Origin of the sequence: Nocardioides sp. (assembly GCF_035503875.1) — a bacterium.
In the GTDB taxonomy this organism is placed as follows: Bacteria; Actinomycetota; Actinomycetes; order Propionibacteriales; family Nocardioidaceae; genus Nocardioides.
The window spans coordinates 293,122-313,790 of the sequence record NZ_DATJTA010000008.1 but is presented as its reverse complement, the minus strand read 5'-3'; the positions used below and the strand labels follow the sequence as shown (position 1 = coordinate 313,790).

Annotated in this window: 20 protein-coding genes and 1 riboswitch; of the genes, 3 read left to right on the top strand and 17 right to left on the bottom strand. The window is 71.9% G+C overall.

Going from position 1 to position 20,669, the window contains the following annotated elements; genetic code table 11:
- Positions 1-7 precede the first annotated feature (7 nt).
- A complete protein-coding gene (locus tag VMF51_RS03155; RefSeq protein ID WP_325472933.1) occupies positions 8-1,531 on the top strand; it encodes a TldD/PmbA family protein in 1,524 nt (507 codons plus the stop codon).
- Entirely contained in the window at positions 1,531-2,922 is a 1,392-nt protein-coding gene (locus tag VMF51_RS03150; protein ID WP_325472932.1) for a TldD/PmbA family protein, read from the top strand. Before VMF51_RS03155 ends, VMF51_RS03150 begins: the two co-directional genes overlap by 1 nt.
- A gap of 67 nt (positions 2,923-2,989) precedes the next feature.
- Here the strand turns inward: VMF51_RS03150 and gcvP are convergent, their stop codons facing one another.
- The 15 genes from gcvP to VMF51_RS03075 form a co-directional block, all read right to left on the bottom strand.
- The gene (gene gcvP, locus VMF51_RS03145) at positions 2,990-5,767 is read right to left on the bottom strand and encodes an aminomethyl-transferring glycine dehydrogenase (RefSeq protein WP_414689435.1); all 2,778 of its coding nucleotides are present in this window, start codon (positions 5,765-5,767) and stop codon (positions 2,990-2,992) included.
- Positions 5,768-5,914: 147 nt separating this feature from the next.
- Positions 5,915-6,014: riboswitch (glycine riboswitch) on the bottom strand.
- An 87-nt stretch (positions 6,015-6,101) separates the two neighbouring features.
- Entirely contained in the window at positions 6,102-6,695 is a 594-nt protein-coding gene (locus VMF51_RS03140; RefSeq protein WP_325472930.1) for a MerR family transcriptional regulator, read from the bottom strand.
- Positions 6,696-6,883: 188 nt separating this feature from the next.
- Positions 6,884-7,351 carry a bifunctional nuclease family protein gene (locus tag VMF51_RS03135; protein WP_325472929.1) on the bottom strand — a complete coding sequence of 156 codons (468 nt, stop codon included), beginning with the start codon at positions 7,349-7,351 and terminating at the stop codon, positions 6,884-6,886.
- A 31-nt stretch (positions 7,352-7,382) separates the two neighbouring features.
- Positions 7,383-8,126, bottom strand: coding sequence for a MerR family transcriptional regulator (locus tag VMF51_RS03130; protein WP_414689431.1), 744 nt, complete (start codon positions 8,124-8,126; stop codon positions 7,383-7,385).
- Positions 8,127-8,136: 10 nt separating this feature from the next.
- Positions 8,137-8,670, bottom strand: coding sequence for an FHA domain-containing protein (locus tag VMF51_RS03125; protein WP_325472928.1), 534 nt, complete (start codon positions 8,668-8,670; stop codon positions 8,137-8,139).
- A gap of 143 nt (positions 8,671-8,813) precedes the next feature.
- Positions 8,814-9,200, bottom strand: a complete 387-nt coding sequence (gene gcvH / locus VMF51_RS03120; RefSeq protein WP_325472927.1) for a glycine cleavage system protein GcvH — start codon at positions 9,198-9,200, stop codon at positions 8,814-8,816.
- A gap of 51 nt (positions 9,201-9,251) precedes the next feature.
- Positions 9,252-10,004: a DUF881 domain-containing protein gene (locus VMF51_RS03115; protein WP_325472926.1), complete on the bottom strand. Its 753-nt coding sequence runs from the start codon at positions 10,002-10,004 to the stop codon at positions 9,252-9,254.
- Positions 9,997-10,329 carry a small basic family protein gene (locus VMF51_RS03110; protein ID WP_325472925.1) on the bottom strand — a complete coding sequence of 111 codons (333 nt, stop codon included), beginning with the start codon at positions 10,327-10,329 and terminating at the stop codon, positions 9,997-9,999. Before VMF51_RS03110 ends, VMF51_RS03115 begins: the two co-directional genes overlap by 8 nt.
- The gene (locus VMF51_RS03105; RefSeq protein WP_325472924.1) at positions 10,326-11,198 is read right to left on the bottom strand and encodes a DUF881 domain-containing protein; all 873 of its coding nucleotides are present in this window, start codon (positions 11,196-11,198) and stop codon (positions 10,326-10,328) included. The genes VMF51_RS03110 and VMF51_RS03105 overlap by 4 nt, the downstream gene beginning before the upstream one ends.
- On the bottom strand, positions 11,191-11,781 hold the full coding sequence (locus tag VMF51_RS03100) for a CDP-alcohol phosphatidyltransferase family protein (protein ID WP_325472923.1): 591 nt from the start codon (positions 11,779-11,781) through the stop codon (positions 11,191-11,193). The genes VMF51_RS03105 and VMF51_RS03100 overlap by 8 nt, the downstream gene beginning before the upstream one ends.
- Positions 11,782-11,850: 69 nt before the next feature.
- Positions 11,851-12,900, bottom strand: a complete 1,050-nt coding sequence (locus VMF51_RS03095; RefSeq protein WP_325472922.1) for a hemolysin family protein — start codon at positions 12,898-12,900, stop codon at positions 11,851-11,853.
- Positions 12,897-14,291 (bottom strand): hemolysin family protein, encoded by a 1,395-nt coding sequence (locus VMF51_RS03090; protein ID WP_325472921.1) that lies wholly within the window; start codon positions 14,289-14,291, stop codon positions 12,897-12,899. The genes VMF51_RS03095 and VMF51_RS03090 overlap by 4 nt, the downstream gene beginning before the upstream one ends.
- A gap of 152 nt (positions 14,292-14,443) precedes the next feature.
- Positions 14,444-14,944 (bottom strand): hypothetical protein, encoded by a 501-nt coding sequence (locus tag VMF51_RS03085; protein WP_325472920.1) that lies wholly within the window; start codon positions 14,942-14,944, stop codon positions 14,444-14,446.
- Between the two features lie 103 nt (positions 14,945-15,047).
- Positions 15,048-15,908 carry a hypothetical protein gene (locus VMF51_RS03080; RefSeq protein ID WP_325472919.1) on the bottom strand — a complete coding sequence of 287 codons (861 nt, stop codon included), beginning with the start codon at positions 15,906-15,908 and terminating at the stop codon, positions 15,048-15,050.
- A gap of 40 nt (positions 15,909-15,948) precedes the next feature.
- Entirely contained in the window at positions 15,949-16,410 is a 462-nt protein-coding gene (locus VMF51_RS03075; RefSeq protein ID WP_325472918.1) for a GreA/GreB family elongation factor, read from the bottom strand.
- Between the two features lie 220 nt (positions 16,411-16,630).
- Between VMF51_RS03075 and VMF51_RS03070 the strand changes: the two genes are divergently transcribed.
- Positions 16,631-18,358: a sodium:proton antiporter gene (locus tag VMF51_RS03070; RefSeq protein ID WP_325472917.1), complete on the top strand. Its 1,728-nt coding sequence runs from the start codon at positions 16,631-16,633 to the stop codon at positions 18,356-18,358.
- A 23-nt stretch (positions 18,359-18,381) separates the two neighbouring features.
- Here VMF51_RS03070 and VMF51_RS03065 read toward each other — a convergent pair whose 3' ends face one another.
- On the bottom strand, positions 18,382-19,416 hold the full coding sequence (locus VMF51_RS03065) for a PP2C family protein-serine/threonine phosphatase (RefSeq protein WP_325472916.1): 1,035 nt from the start codon (positions 19,414-19,416) through the stop codon (positions 18,382-18,384).
- Positions 19,417-19,485: 69 nt separating this feature from the next.
- Complete coding sequence (locus tag VMF51_RS03060) at positions 19,486-20,667, bottom strand: zinc-dependent alcohol dehydrogenase (RefSeq protein ID WP_325472915.1); 1,182 nt, start codon at positions 20,665-20,667, stop codon at positions 19,486-19,488.
- Positions 20,668-20,669 lie beyond the last annotated feature (2 nt).

The following is a 20,669-nucleotide window of genomic DNA, read 5'->3' as shown; positions in this document are numbered from 1 at the left end:
TCGCGACATGAGTGGCCAGCAGGTCGATCCCAGCTTCCTCGCGCTGCCGTACCGCAGCCTCGGCGACACCGCGCTCGCGCGGGCACAGGAGCTCGGGGCGAGTCATGCCGACTTCCGCTTCGAGCGGGTGAGGTACCAGGACCTCGCGGTCCGCGACGCGGTGCTGCAGAGCGCGAGCGACCGCGAGGACCTCGGCTTCGCGGTCCGGGTGGTGCACCAGGGTGCCTGGGGCTTCGCGGCCGGGGTCGTGCTCACCGAGGAGGAGGCGGTCCGGGTCGCGGAGACGGCGGTGGCGGTGGCGCGGGTGGCGGCGACGATGACGCCGGTCCCGGTGGAGCTCGCCCCCGAGCCGGTGCACCCGGACGTCACCTGGGTCTCTGCGTACGACGTCAACCCGCTCGACGTCCCGGTCGCGGAGAAGGCCGAGGTGCTGGTCGGCTGGACCGAACGGCTGCGGGCAGGTGCCGCGGTCGACCACGCGTCGGCGTACCTGATGCAGGTCCAGGAGAACAAGTACTACGCCGACCTGACCGGCACCCTGACCACGCAGCAGCGGGTCCGGATGCAGCCGGGCTTCGAGGCGATGGGCACCGGCGCGGACACGTTCGACTCGATGGCCAGCATCGCGCCGCCCGTCGCTCGCGGCTGGGAGTACGTCGTCGGCAGCGGCCCGGAGCGCTGGGACTGGGACACCGAGGTCGACGAGGTCCCCGAGCTGCTGGCCGAGAAGCTGAAGGCACCGAGCGTCGAGGCGGGCAGCTACGACCTCGTGATCCACCCGAGCAACCTGTGGTTGACGATCCACGAGTCGATCGGGCACGCCACCGAGCTCGACCGCGCGCTGGGCTACGAAGCGAACTACGCCGGCACGTCGTTCGCGACGTACGACAAGCTCGGCAACCTCCAGTACGGCAGCGGCGTGATGAACGTGACCGGTGACCGCACCCTCCTCCACGGCCTCGCGACGGTGGGGTACGACGACGAGGGCGTCGCGACCCAGTCGTGGGACATCGTCCGCGACGGGGTCCTGGTCGGCTACCAGCTCGACCGCGCCATGGGCCACCTGAAGCCGGAGCTGAACGACGGACGCTCGAACGGCTGCGCGTACGCCGACTCCCCTGGACACATCCCGATCCAGCGGATGGCCAACGTCAGCCTCCAGCCCGCCCCGGACGGACCGAGCACGGACGAGCTGATCGGCCGCGTCGAGCGCGGGATCTACGTCGTCGGCGACAAGAGCTGGTCGATCGACATGCAGCGCTTCAACTTCCAGTTCACCGGCCAGCGGTTCTACCGGATCCAGGACGGCGAGCTCGTCGGCCAGTTGCGCGACGTCGCGTACCAGGCGACGACCACCGAGTTCTGGGGATCGCTCGAGGCGGTCGGAGGTCCGGAGACCTGGGTGCTGGGCGGCGCCTTCAACTGCGGCAAGGCCCAACCCGGGCAGGTCGCCTCGGTCAGCCACGGCTGTCCGACGTCGCTGTTCCGCGGCGTCAACATCCTCAACACCACCGACGAGGCGGGCCACTGATGAGCACCCTGTCCCCGCAGTCCTTCGTCGAGCACGCGGTGGCGACGAGCATCGCCGACGACTGCATCGTGATCGTGCACGACGAGACCGGCGCCAACCTGCGCTGGGCCAACAACGCCCTCACCACCAACGGCGTGATGCACGGTGTGTCGGTCACGGTGATCTCGTTCGTCCGCTCCGCCGCCGGCGTCTCGACCGGGTCGGTCAGCGGGAGCGCCACGACGCAGGCGCAGGTGACCGCGCTCGTCGAGGCGGCCGACGCCGCCGCGCGGGCCGGTACGCCGGCCGAGGACGCCGCCGACCTCCCCCGAGACCGGGTCTCGCCCGACTGGTCCGAGGCCTCGGTGCCGACGGACATCCACGTGTACGACGCGTTCGCACCCGCCCTCGGCGAGGCGTTCGGCCGGGCCAGCGGGGCCGGTCGGGTGCTCTACGGGTTCGTCAACCACGAGGTGACGACGACGTACCTCGGCTCGACCACCGGCCTGCGGCTGCGCCACGTCCAGCCGACCGGGCACTACGGCTGCACCGGCAAGACCGCCGACCTGACCCGCAGCGCCTGGGTCGGCGGCGCCACCCGCGACTTCGCCGACGTCGACGCACTGGCCCTGGACACCGCCCTCGAGCAGCGACTCGGCTGGAGCGCTCGCCAGGTCGACCTCCCCGCGGGGCGCTATGACACGATCCTGCCGCCCACGGCCGTCGCCGACCTGATGATCGACGCCTACTGGTACGCCGGCGCCCGCGTCGCCCACGAGGGGCAGTCGGTCTACAGCCGTCGGGGTGGCGGCACCCGGCTCGGCGAGCGGATCGCCCGGCCGGGCGTCGGGCTCTACTCCGACCCGGCCTACCCGGGCCTGGAGTGCTCCCCGTTCGTCGTGGCCTCCCGGTCCGGCAACGAGTCGAGCGTCTTCGACAACGGCCTGCCGCTGGAGCGCACCGACTGGATCCGCGACGGCGAGCTCACCGCGCTGTTGCAGACCCGGCACTCGGCCCAGATGACCGGCCAGCCCGTCACTCCGGGGATCGACAACCTGGTCCTCGACGTCGCCGGCGCGACCCGAGGCATCGACGAGCTGGTCGCCGGCACCGAGCGCGGCCTGCTGCTGACCTGCCTGTGGTACATCCGCGAGGTCGACCCGCAGAGCCTGCTGCTCACGGGCCTGACCCGCGACGGCGTCTACCTGGTCGAGAACGGCGAGATCACCGGCGCGGTGAACAACTTCCGCTTCAACGAGAGCCCGATCGACCTGCTCAACCGCTTCACCCACGCCTCCGCGACGGTCCCGAGCTTCAGCCGCGAGTGGGGCGACGACTACTTCTCCCGCACCGCCACCCCGGCCCTCCGCGTCCCCGACTTCAACATGTCGAGCGTCTCCCAAGCCCAGTAACCCGCGACCCGGCGCGAGTTCGCGCCGGGTCGGCAGCAAACTCACGCCGGGTCGGCGGTTGGTGGGGTCAGGCGAAGGCCTCCGGGGGCGGGCAGGCGCAGACGAGGTTGCGGTCGCCGTACGCCTGGTCGATCCGGGCGACGGGGGGCCAGTACTTGTCGGAGACGCCGTTGGGGCCGGTGAGGCCGGAGGGGAAGACGGCCAGCTCGCGGGAGTAGGGGCGGTCCCAGTCGCCGACCAGGGCGCGGGAGGTGTGCGGGGCGCCGCGGAGCGGGGACTCCTCGGGGCTCCACTCCCCCGCGCCGACCCGGTCGATCTCGCCCTTGATGGCGATCATCGCGTCGCAGAACCGGTCGATCTCGGCGAGGTCCTCGGACTCCGTCGGCTCGACCATCAGCGTGCCCGCGACCGGGAACGACATCGTCGGGGCGTGGAAGCCGTAGTCGATGAGCCGCTTGGCGACGTCGTCGACGCTGACCCCGGTCTCCTTGGTCAGCCCGCGCACGTCGAGGATGCACTCGTGGGCGACCAGCCCGCCGTGGCCCTGGTAGAGCACCGGGAAGTGCTCGCCCAGCCGCGCGGCGATGTAGTTCGCCGACAGCACCGCGGTCGCGGTCGCGCGGGTCAGTCCCTCGGCACCCATCAGCCGGACGTACGCCCACGAGATCGGCAGGATGCCCGCCGACCCGTACGGCGCCGCACTGATCGGCCCGATCCCCGCGCGCTTGTCGGCCTCGGGGTGCATGCCGTGCGTCGGGAGGTACGGCGCCAGGTGGGCGCGCACCGCGACCGGTCCGACGCCCGGGCCGCCGCCGCCGTGCGGGATGCAGAACGTCTTGTGCAGGTTGAGGTGCGAGACGTCGCCGCCGAACTCGCCGGGCTTCGCGTAGCCGAGCAGGGCGTTGAGGTTCGCGCCGTCGACGTACACCTGACCGCCGTGGCCGTGCACGATCTCGCAGAGCTCGGTGATGGTGTCCTCGTAGGCGCCGTGCGTCGACGGGTAGGTCACCATGATCGCGGCCAGGTCGTCGGCGTGCTTGTCGCACTGCGCGCGCAGGTCGTCCAGGTCGACCGCTCCGTCGTCGGCGGCCTTGACGACCACGACGCGCATGCCGGCCATTACGGCGGAGGCGGCGTTCGTGCCGTGGGCGGACGACGGGATCAGGCAGACGTCGCGCGCGGCGTCGCCGTTCGCCCGGTGGTAGGCGCGGATGGCCAGCAGGCCCGCGAGCTCGCCCTGCGAGCCGGCGTTGGGCTGGATCGAGACCCGGTCGTAGCCGGTCACCTCGGCGAGCCAGCCCTCCAGCTCGGACACCAGCTGCAGGTAGCCGGCCGCGTCCTCGACCGGCGCGAACGGGTGCAGGTCGGCGAAGCCGGGCAGCGACACCGGCTCCATCTCGGTGGTCGCGTTCAGCTTCATGGTGCACGAACCGAGCGGGATCATGCCGCGGTCGAGCGCGTAGTCGCGGGCCGAGAGGCGGCGCAGGTAGCGCAGCATCGAGGTCTCGCTGTGGTGGGTGTTGAAGACCTCGTGCTCGAGGTACGGCGTGGTGCGAGCCAGGTCGGCGGGCAGCGCGTCGACCGGCTCGACCTCCGTCGGCACGACCTCGAACGCCGTGTGCAGGGCGCGCAGCGTGTGCGCCCCGCTCAGCTCCGAGAACGACAGCCCGACCGTGTCGTCGTCGACGAGCAGCAGGTGCAGGCCCTCCTCGCGGGCCGACTCGACGATCTTCGCCGCCCGGCCCGGAGCCGCGACGCGGAAGGTGTCGAAGAAGGCGGTGGTCGGCACGTCGTACCCCGCCCGCTGCAGTGAGGCGGCCGCGCGGGCCGCGAGCTCGTGGGTGCGCTGCGCGATCGCGCGCAGGCCGGCGGGGCCGTGGTAGACGGCGTACATCGACGCGACGACGGCGAGCAGCACCTGGGCGGTGCAGATGTTCGACGTCGCCTTGTCGCGGCGGATGTGCTGCTCGCGCGTCTGCAGCGCGAGCCGGTACGCCGGCCGCCCCTCGGCGTCGACCGAGACGCCGACCAGCCGGCCGGGCAGGTGCCGCTCCAGCCCGGCACTCACGGCCATGTAGCCGGCGTGCGGGCCGCCGTAGAACAGCGGGACGCCGAAGCGCTGGGTCGAGCCGACCACGACGTCGGCGCCGAGCTCCCCGGGCGACTCGAGGACGGTCAGCGCGAGCAGGTCGGCGGCGACGACGGCGAGCGCGTTGCGCTCGTGCGCGGCGGCGATGACGGCACGTGGGTCGCGGACCTCCCCGGACGCACCCGGGTACTGCACGAGGACCCCGCTCAGCTCGCCGTCCGGCAGCCCGGCGCCCAGGTCGGCGACGACCACCTCGATGCCCATCGCCTCGGCCCGGGTGCGCACGACCTCGATGGTCTGCGGCAGCGCGTCGGCGTCGACCACGAACGGACCGGACGCCTTCCGGTTGCCGCGGCGTACGAGCGTCATCGCCTCGGCGGCGGCGGTGCCCTCGTCGAGCAGGCTGGCGTTGGCGGTCGGCAGCCCCGTGAGGTCGCCGACGACGGTCTGGAAGTTGATCAGCGCTTCGAGGCGGCCCTGCGAGATCTCCGGCTGGTACGGCGTGTAGGCGGTGTACCAGCTCGGGTCCTCGAGCACGTTGCGGCGGATCACCGGCGGCGTGGTCGTGCCGTGGTAGCCGAGCCCGATCATCGGCTCGGCCGGCCGGTTGCGCCCGGCGAGGGCGCGCAGCTCGCGGGCCACCTCCTCCTCGCCCCGTGCTGCCGGGAGGTCGAGCTCGGCCGTGGTCCGGATCCCACCGGGGACCGCGGCGGACATCAGCGCCTCGAGGGAGTCGAAGCCGAGGCGACCGAGCATCGTCTCGACGTCGGCGGGGCGCAGGCCGATGTGGCGGTCCACGAAGGACGTGGCGGCAGGGGTCTCTGACACGGGGCTCCTCGAATCCAGCGGATGGGTCGATCGGCCTCCCCCTCTGTCGGAGCGTCGTCGCTCCTTCAGAGTCGCCTGCTCCACGCGGTCCGGTGGCCTGAGAGGTTCCGGGGAGGAATTGCCCCTTCGGCGCCCCGCCCGGCGTACCGGTCGAGGACTCTCCCGCGCGGGATGGTCAGCGCGACCGAATCTACCAGCCGAGACGCCGACGGCCCGCCTCCCCGTGGGAAGGCGGGCCGTCGTGCGGTCGATCGGGGTCGGGCTACCCGGCGTTCCGGGCCGCGCGGCGCGCGGCGAGCTCGTCGCTCATGCTCGGCGCCTCCGCCACGTCGGCGGTGCGCTCGCTGGGCAGCTCGGCGAGCGTGCCCTCGATCTCGCGCCACACGCCGCCGATGGCGATGCCGAACACGCCCTGTCCGCCCTGGAGCAGGTCGATGACCTCGTCGTTGCTGGTGCACTCGTAGACCGAGGCACCGTCGCTCATCAGCGTCACACGGGTGAGGTCCTCGGTGCCCCGCTCGCGCAGGTGCTGGACCGCGGTGCGGATCTGCTGCAGCGAGATCCCGGCATCGAGCAGGCGCTTGACGACCTTGAGCAGCAGGATGTCCTGGAAGGAGTAGAGCCGCTGGGAGCCGGACCCCTTGGCGCCGCGGACCGTGGGCTCGATCAGGCCGGTGCGGGCCCAGTAGTCGAGCTGGCGGTAGGTGATGCCGGCGGCGTTGCACGCGGTCGGCCCGCGGTAGCCGGTGTCACTCGGCAACGGCGAGACGTCGTCGGTGAAGAGCAGCCCTTGCTCGTCGGCCACCGATGCGGCCGCGGCCGCCTCGGCGTTCAGCTCCTGCTCGTGCTCGTTCACACGGTCCTCCGGGGGTCTACTCCGTTTGCTCGTAACGTCCGGGGAAGGGCCGGTGCTACGCACGGGACGCAAGCACAGCGGTGGAGTTACAACAGAGACAGTTCAAGGTAAGCCCCCGCGGGAGGGTGGTCAAAGAGGTGCGCGGCGTGTCGCAACCCTCAACCTCAACTTGAGGGTGAGGGGCGCGGTCACTGCGCCTCGAAGTCCTCCGGCGTCACCTGGTCGAGGAACTCGCGGAACCGCTCGACCTCGTCCTCCTGCTCGGCGGGGACGGCGAGACCGGCCTCGTCGAGAACCTCCTCCGCACACACGATGCGGGTGCCGGTGCGCAGGGCGAGCGCGATCGAGTCCGAGGGCCGGGCGCTGACCTCCACGCCCGAGCCGAAGACCAGGGTCGCGAAGAAGACGCCGTCCTTGACGTCGGTGATGCGGACCTCGGCGAGCTCGTTGCCGGTCGCGGCCAGCACGTCCTTCATCAGGTCGTGGGTCAGCGGTCTCGGCGGCACCACGCCCTGCTGGGCGAAGGCGATCGCGGTCGCCTCGACCGCGCCGATCCAGATCGGGAGGTACCGCTCCCCCGAGACCTCGCGCAGCAGCACGATCGGCTGGTTCGACGGCATCTCCACGCGGACACCCATGACATCGACTTCGCGCACGTCGCCACCCTACTCCCGGGCCCCGACAGCGCTACGAGGACCGCAGACCGGCCTTGACCAGGGTCGCGTGCAGCCGCACCGACAGCGCGGCGATCTCGCTGACCGCCTCCTCCGCGCGGGCCTTGGCGCCCGTGTCGCGACCACGCTTGTGCGGGGCGACGACCTGCTCGACGAGACCGACCTCGCGGTCGGCGGCGGTCTTGAAGGCGCGCAGGTGCCGGGGCTCGAAGCCGAAGTCGGCGAGCTCGCGTGCGGTCCGGGCGATCACCAGGCAGTCGGTGTCGTAGTGCCCGGTGCCGGGGCGGGGCGTGATCAGCCCGAACTGCTCCAGCTGGTCGAGCAGGTCCTCGGAGATCTCGGCGATCTTGACCAGCTCGCGGCGCGACAGCCGCAGCTGGTCGGTACGCCGGAACGACTCGGGCGAGGGCAGTCCGTCGGCGGCCAGCGCCACCCGCGGGACGGTCGGGACGACCGCGTCGATGGGCGGCGGCTCGAGGCCGCGGTCGATGGCATCGAGGTGCTCGCCGATCACCTTCAGCGGCAGGTAGTGGTCGCGCTGCATCCGCAGCACGTAGCGCAGCCGCTCGACGTCGCCGGGCGAGAACTTGCGGTAGCCGGACGGGGTGCGGTCCGGCTTGATCAGCCCCTTGTCCTCGAGGAAACGGATCTTGGGGATGGTGATGCCCGGGTAGTCCGGGCGGAGGAGGTCGAGGACCTCCCCGATGTTCATCCGCCCCCGAGAAGCCCCGGACGCGGCGCCCGCGGGCTGCGTCACGGCCACCGGATCAAGCGCTCTCGTGTCCGGAGAAGAACACCAGGCGGTACTTGCCGATCTGCACCTCGTCGCCGTCGGTCAGCTGCACGCGGTCGATCCGGTCCCGGTTGACGTACGTGCCGTTCAGGCTGCCGACGTCGCTGACCGTGAAGGTCGCGCCGTCCCGCGTGAACTCGGCGTGCCGCCGGGACACGGTGACGTCGTCGAGGAAGATCTCGCTGTCGGGGTGCCGACCGGCGTTGACCACGTCGGAGTCGAGCAGGAACCGGCTGCCCGATCCCGGGCCGCGCTGGACCACGAGCAGCGCGTGACCGGTGGGCAGGGCGTCGACCGCGGCCGCGTCGACCGGGTTGAGCTGACGGTCGGAGGTGTCGACCTTGTCGCCCACGCCGATCTGGATCGTCGCCGTCGACTCCCCCACGGCCTCGGTGATCGTCGTCTCGTCGGCAGACGCCGCCTCGGCGGTCACCAGGCGGGTACCGCACTGGGAGCAGAAGCGCGCGTCGTCGGGGTTCTGCTTGCCACATGCTGTGCAGAACGGCATCGGTCATCCTCCGGAGTCGGGCGGTCGCGAAACCCCAGGTCCCTCAAGGCGAACCCTCAAGGCCGGGCTGAGGTTGACGGTTGTCCGAACCTATCAGCCCGGCCGTGTGGCTCAAGCCGGAACGGGTGCGCGGGACGCCGGGCTCAGGAGTCCAGGGACGCGACGTACGCCGAGGCGTCCATCAGCTCGTCGAGCTGGGCCGGGTCCGAGGGGACGACCTCGAAGAGCCAGCCGGCGGCGTACGGGTCGTTGTTGACCAGCTCCGGGGTCGCGTCGAGGGCCTCGTTGCGGGCCACGACCTCGCCGGAGACGGGCGCGTAGACGTCGCTCACCGACTTCGTCGACTCCAGCTCGCCGCAGGTGCCGCCGGCCTCGATGGTGTCGCCGACCTCGGGGAGCGAGACGTAGACGATGTCGCCCAGGGCGTCCTGGGCGAAGTGGGTGATGCCGACCCGCACCGAGCCCTCCTGCTCACCGGGCGAGCGCAGCCACTCGTGCTCGGAGGTGTACTGAAGGTCGTCGGGGTACAAGGCGTCTCCTCGGGTCGGACCAGGCGGTCGGTGCTGTCCTGCGACGGCAGGTTACTGCCCGGAGCCCGGCTGGGCGTACACCGGATCCTCGGGGTCGCGGACCGCCGTGATCTCGAGCGGGCCGCGGTCGGCGTAGGTGAGCTTGCCGCCGTCGACGGTCTCGACCTGGTAGCGCGGGCCGAGCGGGAAGGTGAGCGCGCCCTCCAGGCTGTGCGGGTCGCCGATGACGTCGAAGACGTACGGCGCCTCGAGCTGCTGGCCGTCGATGATCACCCCGCCGTCGCCCTCCGAGAACGAGCTCTGGGCGACCAGCCGGACCCGGCCGTTGACCTGGATCGCCTCGGCGCTCCCGGTACGCAGCTCCTGGACCATGTCGAGCAGGGTCTCGGCGCTGACCCGCGAGGTCTTCTCCTCGACGGTGATCCGCAGGCCGGGGCCCGTGACGGGGACCTGTCCGGCGAGGATACGCAGGGTCTCGGCCTCGGTGCGTGCCTGGCTGAGGGCGGCCTGGCGCCGGTCGGAGTCGGAGAGCAGGTCGTCGCGGGTCTCCTCCAGGCGCGAGATCTCGGCCTCCGCCCGCTGGGTGGTGCCGGCGAGGCCGGTGAGCACGTCGATCAGGTCCTGCTCGCGGTAGCCGGCCAGGTCGGCCTCGTCGACCTGCGTGTCGCGGACCTGGGTGATCGCGGCGAAGGCCAGGACGCCCAGCAGCACCGCGACGACCGCCTGGCCGCGTGAGGGTCGTGAGAGTGCCCGGAACAGCCGCTGGCGGCCGGAGGCGGGCGGGGGCGTGGCGTGTTCAGGCATGGAACAGGTGCCTTCGGATGGCCGCGGCGTTGGAGAAGATCCGGATCCCGAGGACGACGATGACGCCGGTCGAGAGCTGGCCGCCGACGCCGAGCTGGTCGCCGAGCCAGACGATGGAGGCGGCGATGACGACGTTGCTGACGAACGAGACCACGAAGACCTTGTCGTCGAAGATCCCGTCGAGGTAGGCGCGCAGGCCCCCGAAGACCGCGTCGAGGGCGGCCACCACCGCGATCGGCAGGTACTGCTCCAGGGACTGCGGGACGTCGGGCGCGAACACGAGCCCGAGGACGATGCCCGCGAGCAACCCGAGTGCGGCGATCACGGTGCGGTCCCCTCGTTGGCGCTTCTGTTCTTCTCGATCGTCTTCAGGGAGGCGTTGCGCAGGCGCTTCGCCCGCGACGCCCCCATCGTGATCGAGTCATCATTGTCCATCTCGAAGCCAAAGCCGTAGCGATCCTGCAGCGAGTTGAAGGTCGCGAAGCTCGACGTGTCGAGCAGGTCGGCGCCCAGGGTGCCGCCGTTGCCGATGGCCTCGATCGTGTACGGCGGCAGCAGCGCGGACGACTCCACGTTGATCGCGACGTCGGAGTTGTTGATCGACGTGAGCCCGCCCAGCCGGTGTCCGTTGAGCGAGATCGCCTCCGCGCCCGCGGCCCACAGGCCGTTGATGAGCAGGAACAGGTCCTCCTTGCGGATCCGCTCCTCGCCCTGCTCGGGATCGTCGACGACGATCCGGACCCCCGGCCCGGTCACCGCGATCCGGCCGGTGCGGACCTGGAGCCGCTCGTTGTCGGCCTGCACGGCCTGTAGCGCGGCGTCGGTGTCGGCGAGGTCCTCGTCGAGCTGGGCGTTCTCGTCGCGCAGTGCGGCGATCCGCTCCTGCAGGCTCGCGACCGACTCACGCTGCTCCCCGATCCGCTGGATGAGGCTGGCTCGGCCGGCGTCGACGGTGTCGGCGTTGCGGTTCGTCTGGACCGCCGCGATCGTCACCAGGATGCCGAACACGGCGGCGACGGCGACCACCGCCGCCGTACGCCGGCCCCGGCCGGACGACGGGCCGTCGGCACCCTGCGCCACCCGGCGCTCGGCGGCGTGCAGGTAGTCCTCGTCGAGGGACTGCTGGGTGATCAGGGTCAGCAGCGGCATGGTGACGCGTGCCGGCAGCTGCTCGCGCTCGCGGGTCTCAGCCATCGCGGACCGCCACCCGGCGCTCGGTCGTGGCCAGCAGCCGGCGCACCTGCCAGGCGTAGAGGATCCCGGCCCACCAGTACAGGCCGATCCCCCAGAACGCGAAGGCCCAGCCGAAGACCTCGGCCAACGTCGCGACCGTGCCCTCGCCGTCGCCGAGCAGCAGGAGCGGGAAGGCGTAGAGCAGGTTGAACGTCGCGGCCTTGCCCAGGAAGTGGACCGGCAGCGCGCTGTAGCCGCGAGTGCGCAGCAGCGGTACGAGGCCCCACATCAACAGGTCGCGCAGCGGCAGCAGGACGGCCATCCACCAGGGGATGATGTCGCGCAGGGCCAGCCCGACGACGACCGCGAGGATGTAGAGCCGGTCGGCGACCGGGTCCAGGATCTGCCCGAGGACGGTCGCCTGGTCGAAGCGGCGTGCGAGCCAGCCGTCGGCGTAGTCGGTGAAGCCCGAGACCATGAGCAGGGCCAGCGCCCAGCCGTCCGCCTCCGGGCCGAGTACCAGCCACAGGAACACCGGCACGCCGGCCAGACGGAGCATGCTCAGCGCGTTGGGCAGCGTCCACACGCGGTCGGTCCGCGTCATCTCGTCTGCCACGTACTGCCTTCGTTCCGGGTCGGGATCACTGGTCTGACACCCTAGATCGTCCCGGCCTCAGACCTGCTCCTCGAGGTGGGCCGCGTCGCGAATCTCTCCGATCAGCTCCTCGATGACGTCCTCGAGGGTCGCCAGGCCGAGGGTCACGCCGTCGACGTCGACGACGCGCGCCATGTGCGCACCCCGACGCTGGAGCTGCTCGAGGACGTCGTGCAGGGCGTCCTCCTGGGTGACCGGCGCGAAGGGCCGGATCCACTTGTCCTCGATCGGGCGCAGACGACGCTCCTCGTCGGGCTCCAGGACGTCCTTGATGTGCAGGTAGCCCAGCAGCTCGCCGTCCTCACCCTCGACCGGGAACCGGCTGAACCCCGTGGCGGCGCACAGCGCCTCCACGTCGGCCGGCGAGGAACCGCGCAGGACCGTCGAGAGCGTCGCCCGGGGCATCAGCACCGCTGCGACGGTCTTCTCGGTGAAGCCGAGCGCGCCGGCGAGCCGGTCGTACTCGTCGGCCTCGAGCAGCCCCTCCCCCCGGGACTCCTCCACCAGGGCGGCCACCTCCTCGCGGGTGTAGCTGGAGCTGATCTCGTCCTTCGGCTCGACCTTCAGCAGCCGCAGCGTGCCGTTGGCGATCGCGTTGAGGGCGACGATGACCGGGCGCAGGACCGTGACGACGCCCAGCATCGGCGGGCCGAGGACCAGGGCGGCCCGGTCGGGTCCGGCGATCGCGATGTTCTTCGGGACCATCTCGCCGAGCACCACATGCAGGAAGACCACGACGACGAGGGCGATCACGAACGAGATCGGGTGCACCAGCCCGTGCGGGACGCTCAGGGCCTCGAACACCGGCTCCAGCAGATGGGCGACGGCGGGCTCGCCGACGGCACCGAGACCCACCGAGCAGATCGTGATCCCGAGCTGGGCGCCCGCCATCATCAAAGAGACGTTCTCCATGGCGTGCAGGGTCGTGCGGGCCATCCGCGAGCCGGCGAGCGCACGCGGCTCGATCTGGCTGCGTCGGGCGGAGATCAGGGCGAACTCGGCGCCGACGAAGAAGGCGTTGAACGCGAGCAGCAGCAGACCGACGATCAGGCCGAGGTAGTCGCTCATCGCTCCCCCTCGGTGGTCCGGCCGGAGACCTGGGCGGAGACCTGGGTGGAGATCGTCCCGTCGAGGAGCCGGAGCGAGAGGCGGTCCACGCGCAGACCGTCCATGTGCTCGACGGTCAGGACCGCGAGCTGCTGACGCGGCTCGTCGGGGACGGAGCGGTCCGGCACGGGCACCTCGGCCAGGTCGCCGCGCTGCGGGATCCGGCCGAGCACCTTCAGCACCAGGCCCGCCACCGTGTCGTAGTCCTCGTCGTCGGGCAGCTCGACGCCGGTGACGTCCTCGACCTCGTCGGGACGCAGCAGACCCGAGATCAGCCACGAGCCGTCGCGCCGGCGCCGGATCCGCGACCCGGAACGGTCGTGCTCGTCGGAGATGTCGCCGACGATCTCCTCGATCACGTCCTCGAGGGTCACGATGCCCGCGTGGCCGCCGTACTCGTCGAGGACGACGGCCATCTGGAAGCCGTCCTCGCGCAGCAGGGCCAGCAGCGGGTCGAGGCGCAGGGAGTCCGGCACCACGATCGGCTTGACCATGAGGTGCTTGATCTTGGTCGTCGAGCGCTCGTGCAGCGGCAGGGCGACCGCGTGCTTGACGTGCACGGTGCCGACCACGGCGTCGTCGGCGTCGAGGACCGGGAAGCGGGAGTGTCCCGTCTGCCGGGCGGCGTCGATGACGGCGCTGGCGCGGTCGTTGACCTCGAGGGTCCGGTTGCGCACCCGGGGCGTCATGATCTCGCCCGCCGTGCGGGTCCCGAACTCCACGGAGCGCTCCATCAGCCCCGCGGTCTCGGCGTCGAGAGTGCCCTCGTCGGCGGAGCGCTGGATCAAGGAGGCGAGCTCGGTCGAGCTGCGGGCCGAGCGCAGCTCCTCCTGGGGCTCGATGCCGAGGCGGCGGACGAGTGCGTTGGCCGAGCCGTTGAGGAGGCGGATCGGCACCCGGTTGACGGCGGTGAACAGGCGCATGGCCCGCTGGGTCGCCCGGGCCGTCTCCAGGGGCAGCGCGATCGCGTAGTTCTTCGGGACCAGCTCGCCGAAGATCATCGTCAGCACCGTGCCCACGACGAGGCCGATCGCGAGCGCGATCGGACCGACCGCGCCGGAGGGCACGCCGACGGATTCCAGCGGGCCGCGCACCAGGTCGGCGATGGCGGGCTCGGCGAGGAAGCCGATGCCGAGGTTGGTGAGCGTGATGCCCACCTGCGCTCCGGAGAGCTGGGTCGAGAGGCTGCGCAGCGCCGTCTGCACGCCCTGCGCGCCGGCGTCGCCCTCGGCCGCCGCCTGGTCGACCCGGTTCCGGTCGACGGTGACGAAGGAGAACTCGGCGGCGACGAAGATGCCGCACAGGCCGACGAGCACCAGCGAGAGGGCCAGGAGCAGCAGAGACGTGGTCATCGGGGCTCCCCTGACGGGAGCGAACTACTTTGAGAGCCGTCCATGACGGAGAGCGGTGGTCCTTCGGATCTGGGGCCGGATGAGCCTCGGAGTCTACTGACCGAGCGCCCGTTCCGCCGCACCGTGGCCGAAGCCGCGGTGCGGCGCAACGCCTAGCTCGAGGGCGACGGCGAGGGCGAGTCGGCGTCGCCCAGGTCGATGTCGCACTCGGACTTGGCATGGTCGGAGATCGTCTTGCCGGCGGAGTCGAGGCTCTCGCCGATCTTCGCCAGCTCTCCCTGGAGCGCGGTCATGGCCTCCGGGTCGGCGGTCTGCATGGCGCTCGGGTTGTCGAGGTCGTCGAGGTCGAGCCCGGCGTCCTCCAGCTTCGACTCGAGCTGGTCGAAGGCCTCCTCGATCTGGTTCCAGGCGTCGGCGACCTCCCCCGGCGCCTCATCGGCGAGCTCCTCGGCCGCGTCCTTGAACTTCTCGAAGCTGGCGGCGTCCTGGGCGTTCTCCAACGTGTCCTGGAAGCCCTGGAGTTGGTCGCAGTAGGACCCGCCTCCGCCGTCCGCCTCGTCGCTGCCACCGTCGCTGCCGTCGTCACCGCCGCAGCCGGCGAGCACACCGGCCCCCAGCACGATGGCGGCGGCCCAGGTCCCGATTCGTCTCACGTCGTCTCCTCTGCTTGGTGACGCGCGCCGTCGCGACGCACATCCCGGAAGGGTTCCACCCTTGCTCGGTGCCCGCAACGATGTCCCGGGCCGGTCCAGTCGATCACCATCCGCAGTGGCTCGAGAAGAACGCGCGGAGCGCGGCGCGTCGCTCGTCACCGATCGGCAGGAAGAAGGAGGCCACCGAGCCGAGCTCCGGAGCCGCGGTCCGGACGCCGATGAGGGTGCCGACCTTGTCCTCGGCGAGGGCATGCGGGTCGCAGCGGGTCGGCACCAGCCGGAGCCGGAGCTCCACCGGCTGGTCGCCGGGGCCGAGCGGGAACGTCCGTCCGGTGTCGGCGGCGATCGACCGGTCGGTGTTGCGGAACAGCACGGTGTCCTCGAACCCGGCGAAGGACACGTCGTCGCGCTCGCCGGTCGGGCTCAGCGTGACCGGGAGCTCGAAGACCGACGCCCGGCCGGTGCCGACCACCCGGGGCTCGCCGATCTCGAGGGTCGCGGCCTCGTCGAGGACCTGCTGGGCGCAGTCGCGGTCCAGGAACAGCCCGAGCGCGCCGTACCGGTCGGTGGCGGTGGCCTCGGAGATCCGCTCCGGTCCGTCGTCGAGACGGTAGGTGAGCCGGACGTGCGCGTCCGACCCGTCGCCGCACCGCCCGGGAGGCACCTCGAAGGGCAGGTCGGTCTCGTTCGGGAACGACTTCTCGCCGGTCCAGGTGACCGTCCCGAACCGCGGCGAGGCGATCTCGGCGCGGGTGACCGTCACGGTGTGGTCGGAGTCGTCGACCAGCCGAACGAACGCGTTCCGGGAGGTACGCAGCAGCCGTGACTGGTCGACGTACGCCGTGAGGCCGGCCGGCAGGTCGACGGTCTCGACCGACTGGTCGCCGTCCCCTCCCCCGCAGCCCGCGAGGCCCAGGACGGGCAGCACGACGAGCGCGGCGAGGACCCGGCGCAGACGCGGCACCGGCTCATCGTAGAGCCGGCGGCGGGCGGACGCCCGGGCTTCAGGGCGTCTCGGCAGCCACCACGACCGCAGTCAGCTTCACACCCGGGCGGGGCGAGTAGGTCACCGTCGCACCGACCTCGGCGCCGACGATGGCCTGACCGAGCGGGCTGGCCGGCGTCACGGTGTCGACCCCGGCGACGGCCTGCTCGACCGAGCCGATCAGGTAGCTCTCCGGCCCGTCGCCGAGGTCGAGCGTGACCCGGTCGCCGACGGACACCACGCCGTCGGTGTGCCGCTGCTGTGCGGCCTGCTCGATCTCGAGCTCGATGGCCGCGATGCGCTCGTCCAGGACCTGGGCGCGGATGGTCGCCTCGACGTTGGTCGCCCGGTCGGCGACGTCGCCCACGGCCTCGAGCCGGCTCTCGGCGAGGACCTGCTCCCGCTCGGCGCGCAGGGCCTCCAGGCGCTCGGCCAGCAGGGCGGACGGAGTGCTCGTGCTGGTGGCGGAGGTGAGGGACAAGGGTGGCTCCTTCGCGGGTTCGGATAGGTCCCGGACGTCCCTGTGGGGCCGTTCCGGCAGAGCCGCAACCATGCCGACGACGCGGTCATTCCCGCTGCTCCGAGGGGAGCGTAGAGGTCGCGGGCAAACACCGCGAGAGGGCGCCGCGCCGAGCGGCGTACGGACGTGACGAGTCCCACCGGGAGAATGGTCCTCACGGGACCGACCGAGAGGAGCGAGCGTGGAGGAGATCGCGGTGCTGGGGGCGGTGGCCGTCCTCGTGATCGTCGCCGTCGCGCACTTCGCCCCGCGCCTGGGCGTGGCCGCGCCGGTGCTGCTGGTGCTGGTCGGGATCGTGGCCAGCTACGTGCCGGGGGCGCCCGAGGTCGAGGTCGACCCGCACCTGATCCTCGCGGTCGTGCTGCCGCCCATCCTCTACTCGGCCGCCATCACGGTCCCCGCCTCCGACTTCCGCCGCAACTTCAAGGCGATCTCGGCGCTCGCGGTGGTCCTGGTGCTGGTGTCGGCGTTCGTGAGCGGGCTCGTCGTCTACTGGCTGCTGCCGGGCCTCGACCTCGCCGCCGCGATCGCGCTCGGCGCGGTGGTCAGTCCGCCGGACGCCGTCGCCGCGACCTCCATCGGCAAGCGGCTGGGACTGCCGCCCCGGCTGGTGACCGTGCTCGAGGGCGAGGGCCTGGTCAACGACGCGACAGCGCTGGTCATGCTGCGCTCCGCGGTCGCCGCGACCGCGGGCGCGGTGTCGTTCTGGGGCGTGATCGGCGACTTCGCGCTCGCCGTCCTCGTGGGGGTCGTCGTCGGCGCGGTCATCGGCGTGGTCAGCGTCCGCATCCGGTCCCGCCTCGACGACCCGGTCCTGACGACGGTGATCTCGCTGACCGTCCCCTTCGTCGCGTTCGCACCCGCGGAGAAGCTGCACGCCTCGGGCGTCCTGGCCGTCGTCGTCGCCGGCCTGATCACCGGGCACCAGTCCGCCCAGCACTTCTCGGCGCAGGACCGGGTCACCGAGCGGATCAACTGGCGCACCATCCAGGTGCTGCTGGAGAACGGCGTGTTCCTGCTGATGGGCTACGAGATCCACGTCATCCTCGACGACGTCAACGACGGGGACGGGGTCGGCGTGGGACGGGCCGTGCTGCTCGGGCTGCTCGTCACGGTCGTCCTGGTCGTGCTCCGGATGGGCTTCATGCTGCCGCTGGTCGCGTGGCTGCGTCACGGGGAACGACGCGCGATCGCGGCCGCGCCGTACCTCTCGGCGACGATGGAGCGCCTCGACGGCCTCCCGGACGATCCGGACTCACCGCGGCACGCCGCGCGGGTCCGCTTCTTCCAGCGTCGCCTGCGCACCCGCATCAGCGACGCCGAGGCCCTCGCCAAGGAGGGGCTCGGCCTGCGTGGTGGCGCGGTGCTGGGGTGGTCCGGGATGCGCGGCGTCGTGACGGTGGCGGCGGCGCAGTCGCTGCCCTCCGACGTGCCGTACCGCTCGGAGCTGATCCTGATCGCGTTCACGGTCGCCCTGGTGACCCTGGTGGGCCAGGGATCGACTCTCCCGCTGCTGATCCGCCGACTCGGCGTCCGCGGCACGGACGCGGAGGCCGACCAGCGGGAGCTCGCGAACCTCGTCGCCGAGCTGGCCGAGGTGATGGGCGCGCGTCTCGACAGCCCCGATCTCCGGCGTGCGGGTGGCGGGTCCTTCTCGCCGGCCGTCGTCGAGCAGGTGCGGGACTTCAACCTCGACATCGCGCGGCGGCTCGCCGACACCGACACCCGGGGTCGATCGACGATCGACGAGCGCCGAGAGCTCCGCCGCGTCCTGCTCGAGGCGGGACAGCTGGCGCTCCTCGACGCACGCGCCTCGGGCACGTACGCCGCCCGCACGGTCGAGCGCGCGCAGGCGATCCTCGACGCGGAGACCATCCGGCTCGAGGCGGGCTCGACCTCCGGCCACTGAGCCGGTGGGTCAGGCGGACGCCGCTACCCGTGCTGGGCCAGCACCAGGGCGACGTCGTCGCTCGTGCCGTGGGCACCGAAGGCGAGCAGCTGCTCGACCAGTCGGTCCAGGGCGTCCTCAACCGAGCCGTCACTGAGTGCCCCGGCGAAGTCGTCCAGGGGGAAGAACGACCCGGTGCTGTCGCGGGCCTCGACGAGGCCGTCGGTGTAGAACAGCAGCCGGCTGCCGGGCGTCCAGGTGTGCTCGGAGAGCACCGGGACGCTCCCGAGGCCCAGCGGCAGGGTCGGCTCGCCGGTGTCGACCAGAGCGGTCGCCGCGCTGGCGACCAGCAGCGGCGGATGGTGGCCGCAGTTGGCCAGCAGCACCTGGTCGCCCTGGAACTGGGCGATGATCGCGGTGACGAAGTCCTCCTCGCCCAGGTGCTGGACGAGCGCCTCGTCGATGCGTCGCGCCAGGCTGGCCGGGTCGGGCTCGGTGAACGCGGCGGCCCGGAACGCGCCGAGCACGGCGGCAGCCGTCTGCACCGCCTCCAGGCCCTTGCCCCGGACGTCGCCGACGATCACCCGGACGCCGTGGGGCGTCGCGGCCACCTCGTACAGGTCGCCGCCGACCAGGGCCTCCTCGCTCGCCGACACGTAGCGCGCGGCCAGGCCGACCGACCCGATCGCGGACGGCATCGCGCGCAGCACGGCGCGCTGGGCGGTCTCCGCGATCACGATCATCCGCCGCAGCCGCGCCTCGCGCTGGTCCCGCAGCAGGGCGGAGGCCGTCGCGAGGACCGACAGGGCGACGCAGATCCCGACGCGGAACCAGTACGACGGGGTGATCGGCAGGCCGAGCCAGAACCCGCCGAGGACGGAGCAGATCACGGCGCCGACCGCCACGATCGCGGTCCGGCGAGCGTCGGCGAAGAAGGACGCGACGATCGGCGCCGCCACCATCGCGGTGGTCAGCTGGAGCTGCCAGATCACCGAGATGGCCGTGAGGCCCACCAGCAGCGTCAGACCCGCGAGCAGACCGAGGTCCTCACGAGGATGGGTCGACCAGCGCGTCTTCATTCGGCGCATCCTGCCAGGCCGGTGACGGGTCTCCGCACGGAACGGAACGCGCTCTAGTCCACCCTCTCATCACGGCGTAAAGACCACCTTGACCATGCCGTCCTCCTTGGCCCGGAACGACGCGTAGGCCTCGGGTGCCTGCGACAGCGGGAGCCGGTGCGTGGCGAAGGACTCGGTCCCGAGCGGGTCGCTGTCGTCCAGCAGGAGCGGGAAGATGTCGTCGGTCCAGGCCCGCACGTTGGCCTGGCCCATCCGCAGCTGCAGCTGCTTGTCGAACATCTGCATGAGGGGCATCGGGTCCGCGGCGCCGCCGTACACGCCCGAGAGCGAGACGGTCCCGCCGCGGCGTACGGCGTCGATCGAGCCGTGCAGGGCGGCGAGCCGGTCGAAGCCGACGTTCTTCATCAGCGGCCGGGCGATCGCGTCGGGGAGCAGGCCGACCGCCTTGATCAGCTTCTCGGCCACCGGGTTCCCGTGCGCCTCCATGCCGACGGCGTCCACGACGGCGTCGGCTCCCCGGCCGGAGGTGCGCGAGCGCACCTCCTCCCCCAGGTCGTCGACGGCGTCCAGGTCGATGGTCTCCGCGCCGAGGGCGCGCACCCGCGCCAGTCGCTCGGGGACCCGGTCGACGGAGATCACGCGGACGCCGTCGCGCAGGGCGATCCGCGCCGCCATGTCGCCGATCGGACCGGCGCCCATCACCAGGAGGGTGCCGTCGGTCGGCACGTCGGCGTACCGCACCGCCTGCCAGGCCGTCGGGATCACGTCGGACAGGAACACGAACCGGTCGTCCGGCGGACCCTCGGGAACCTTCACGGGCAGGAAGTCGGCGAACTGCACCCGGAGGTACTCCGCCTGCCCGCCCGGTACGGCGCCGTACAGCTTGCTGTAGCCGAGCAGGCTCGCGCCCGTGCCGTGCTCGCGGTTCTGGGTGGTCTCGCACTGGCTGTAGAGCTTGCGCTCGCAGGTCCAGCAGGAGCCGCAGCTGATGTTGAACGGGACGACCACCCGGTCGCCGACGCTGAGGTTCCGCACCTCCGGGCCGACCTCCTCGACGATCCCCATCGGCTCGTGGCCGACGACGTCGCCGGGGGTCATGAACGGGGCGAGCGGTTCGTAGAGGTGGAGGTCGGACCCGCACAACCCCGTCATGGTCACTCGGATGACGGCGTCGGTCGGGTCGACGATCGTCGGGTCCGGCACCTCCTCCACCCGGATGTCGCGTGGGCCCTGCCAGGTCGCAGCCAACATGT

Coding starts and splice junctions, on each gene's coding strand:
- VMF51_RS03100 (WP_325472923.1), bottom strand. CDS start 11,781: ATGACGCGGACCGACCGCGTGTGGACGCTGCCCAACGCGCTGAGCATG.
- VMF51_RS03060 (WP_325472915.1), bottom strand. CDS start 20,667: ATGTTGGCTGCGACCTGGCAGGGCCCACGCGACATCCGGGTGGAGGAG.
- VMF51_RS03125 (WP_325472928.1), bottom strand. CDS start 8,670: ATGCCGTTCTGCACAGCATGTGGCAAGCAGAACCCCGACGACGCGCGC.
- VMF51_RS03155 (WP_325472933.1), top strand. CDS start 8: ATGAGTGGCCAGCAGGTCGATCCCAGCTTCCTCGCGCTGCCGTACCGC.
- VMF51_RS03115 (WP_325472926.1), bottom strand. CDS start 10,004: ATGCCTGAACACGCCACGCCCCCGCCCGCCTCCGGCCGCCAGCGGCTG.
- VMF51_RS03065 (WP_325472916.1), bottom strand. CDS start 19,416: ATGAAGACGCGCTGGTCGACCCATCCTCGTGAGGACCTCGGTCTGCTC.
- gcvP (WP_414689435.1), bottom strand. CDS start 5,767: ATGCTCGGTCGCCTCGGCTTCGACTCCCTCGAGGCGCTGATGTCCGCC.
- VMF51_RS03090 (WP_325472921.1), bottom strand. CDS start 14,291: ATGACCACGTCTCTGCTGCTCCTGGCCCTCTCGCTGGTGCTCGTCGGC.
- VMF51_RS03105 (WP_325472924.1), bottom strand. CDS start 11,198: ATGGCTGAGACCCGCGAGCGCGAGCAGCTGCCGGCACGCGTCACCATG.
- VMF51_RS03095 (WP_325472922.1), bottom strand. CDS start 12,900: ATGAGCGACTACCTCGGCCTGATCGTCGGTCTGCTGCTGCTCGCGTTC.
- VMF51_RS03150 (WP_325472932.1), top strand. CDS start 1,531: ATGAGCACCCTGTCCCCGCAGTCCTTCGTCGAGCACGCGGTGGCGACG.